Annotated in this window: 2 protein-coding genes; both read right to left on the reverse strand. The window is 30.5% G+C overall.

All coding sequences use genetic code 11. The annotated features are described in order from the left end of the window. Positions 1–282 precede the first annotated feature (282 nt). Positions 283–1,179, reverse strand: coding sequence for a hypothetical protein (locus ACJJVO_RS00285; protein WP_405569004.1), 897 nt, complete (start codon positions 1,177–1,179; stop codon positions 283–285). Positions 1,180–1,479: 300 nt separating this feature from the next. Further along, a complete protein-coding gene (locus ACJJVO_RS00290) occupies positions 1,480–2,445 on the reverse strand; it encodes a hypothetical protein (protein ID WP_405569006.1) in 966 nt (321 codons plus the stop codon). Between the last annotated feature and the right edge of the window lie 247 nt (positions 2,446–2,692).

A 2,692-nucleotide genomic window follows, 5' to 3' on the forward strand; every position in this document is an offset into this window, starting at 1 on the left:
ACGAATAATTTGTACTGAAAAGTTACTTTTTCGTAAGGTTTTTTTCGACAGTCTTGTTTTCGTGTTTTCATAAGTGACTATAATTAAATGTTTAATTTTTAGTCAACCTATTTCAGGAAAGTACCTTTTTCATAATTGCAGGTAACGTGTTTGTATATGGTTTGTTGCGTGTTTTAAGCACCTAATTTAGTAAATAATTACCGACAAAGAAAGTCCGCGAGGACTTTCGCAAGTAGGCAAGAAGCCAGCAATAAATTATATACGGTGTTGGCATTAGTTTTTTTAGAATATATTGTCAAGAAATTTCTTTAAATTCCTTTCAACCTTAGTTTTTCCAGCAATAGAGTTTTCGTAAAACAATGTCCTAAATCCAGAGATATCAAAAGGCAATTTCTCTCTTTTAACATCGCTTAATAATATCGTAGGTTTTTCAATAGCGTGTGCATAACCAACTTCGTAAAAAACATTTGGATTATCAGGTGTTATTTCAGCTATTATTACAGATGCATTTTTAATTGACTTTACAATATCTTGAATAATTGGTGTTGCAGTATAAAATTCATCAGCTCTTTCTACTTCTAGTCCATAGCTTTCGCATACTGGCTTAATTACTTCTGTATATAGTTGGTTATATTCATCTGAGAATTGCATTACAATAAATGCTTTTGGTTTTAGAAGAGATACTTTGAAGTTTTTTACTATAACTTCTTCTTTTGAAGAGAACGCAATTTGAAGTTGCCCTTTTCTTACGTTTTTAATAGTTGATGCCACTAAAATATCATTGATATAAAGTGAAATTATTGAACCCGAAACTGTAATTTTAACTTTATAAAATTTATTTGTGTCAAAGGTTTCTGGTTCACCAACTCCAGCTAATAAATCCCATTTATTTGTTTTTCTATCAAATTGTACAATTCCATATAAATAACCTGCAGTATTAAGACCAATATTTAAATCAGCTCCTGTGTCAGTATTTAAAATTAATTGACAAATTCCAAATTTATCTTTTGATTTTACATCGAATTCGATTGTTCCATTTTCAAATGATATATCAGAGCCAACAAATGAATTAACTATTCTTTCATCTCCTAATTCGTCTTTTTTAGTTTTTGGTATATATTTAATTTCTGTGTCATTAATTTCAGAAAATCCTGATGTGACAAGCCATTTATATTTCATACTATCTGTTTTTTAAATTAATGCCAACGTCTTCGTGTATGGTTTGTTGCGGTCAGGTACACGATTAATTTTCCACAGTAACAATATACAAAAAAGTAGGGAAGGACCTTCGTCTTAGCCAGCAACCGCTATGAACTATACACGTTGTTGGCAATTGGTTTTAATTTTTAACCAGCTAAAAATAATTTACTTAAAACTTAATCTAAATGAAATATTGAGTAGTATTTGAAAATTCAATTTTTCATTTTTATAAAAGAATGATTTTCCAAAGTTTATTTTAAGTTTATAAACGTATATTATTTAGTTCGCTATGTTTTGAATTAACGTTGTTAATTCTTCGGTAGTTCCATAATCTACTGCTATATTAAAAATATCGTCACCTAATACTGTTATTGGTAGACTACCAAACTTTAAATAATTATCTGCATCAACAGTCATCGCAATTAATGTTGCATTTAGACCTGTTGGTATAGAATTATCATAGGCTTTTAAAGCGGTCATAGCAGTATTTATCGATGTTATCATAATAACAGAAGGAAAATCATCTATAACCATCCAAACTGTAGTTGATGTATAGTCAGTAACATCTGATATTGTCACCTCAAATTGTGTAGGTGTGTCTCCATTCATATTATATAAAACATCACAATTTGAAAGTCCTTGTTCTATGCCAAAAATATTAAAAGTATCCTCATCCATCCAAGCTTCATTATTGTCACCAGCAAATTCCCAGTTTACCATTTCTCTTCCGTCAACCATATCATATTCTCCAATATAGTATTGCATTTGGTTTTCATAGCCAGTTATCTCTGTTTGCACTGGCATTTGACACGCAATACTCCAAGGGTTAGCAATTACACTTGCGCCATTTTCATCTTCAAAAGTTAAATTAAAACTTCCTCCTGTTATTAAAATTTGATTGTTCGAGCTTGTTTGTGCATTAGCTAGTAACATATCTTCAAGAGTTAAATGCTCTCTCAAATTTACAGTTATCGCTGATGATATTAAGTTACCTTCATCATCTGTAAAGGCGTTTTGGTTTATATTAACTATTGTGCCATCAGTTCCAGTTACCGTTTGGTTGGTTGTAGGATCTATTGTAAAAGACTGTACGTTAGGTTTTAATGCTTGTACTAAATCGTTTAAAGACGGATATGTGTCAGCATTTATTGTAACTGGGTTAATATCATCATCGCTTTTACAATTAAAGAATAAAAGCGAAAAGGTTAAACAAATTAATAGTGATGTAATGTTGGCTTTTTTCATAATTCATTGATTTATTTTTTAATAAGATGTGTAAAATGCAAAAAGGTTGCGTGAAATAATATAAAAAAGACATAATCATTGGTTAAATCACAATGCTGGCGGACAGGTTAACTTATTGCCAACGGTTTTGTGTATGGTTAGTTGCGTGGTTTAAACACTAAAATTAGCAAATAAAAACGGAATAGAAAAGCCGAAGGGCTTTTCGTAAGTAGGCACGAACAAAGCAATTAATTATACACGTTGTTAA

This window comes from Winogradskyella sp. Asnod2-B02-A (assembly GCF_045063645.1).
Classification (GTDB): domain Bacteria; phylum Bacteroidota; class Bacteroidia; order Flavobacteriales; family Flavobacteriaceae; genus Winogradskyella.

Coding starts and splice junctions, on each gene's coding strand:
- ACJJVO_RS00285 (WP_405569004.1), bottom strand. CDS start 1,179: ATGAAATATAAATGGCTTGTCACATCAGGATTTTCTGAAATTAATGAC.
- ACJJVO_RS00290 (WP_405569006.1), bottom strand. CDS start 2,445: ATGAAAAAAGCCAACATTACATCACTATTAATTTGTTTAACCTTTTCG.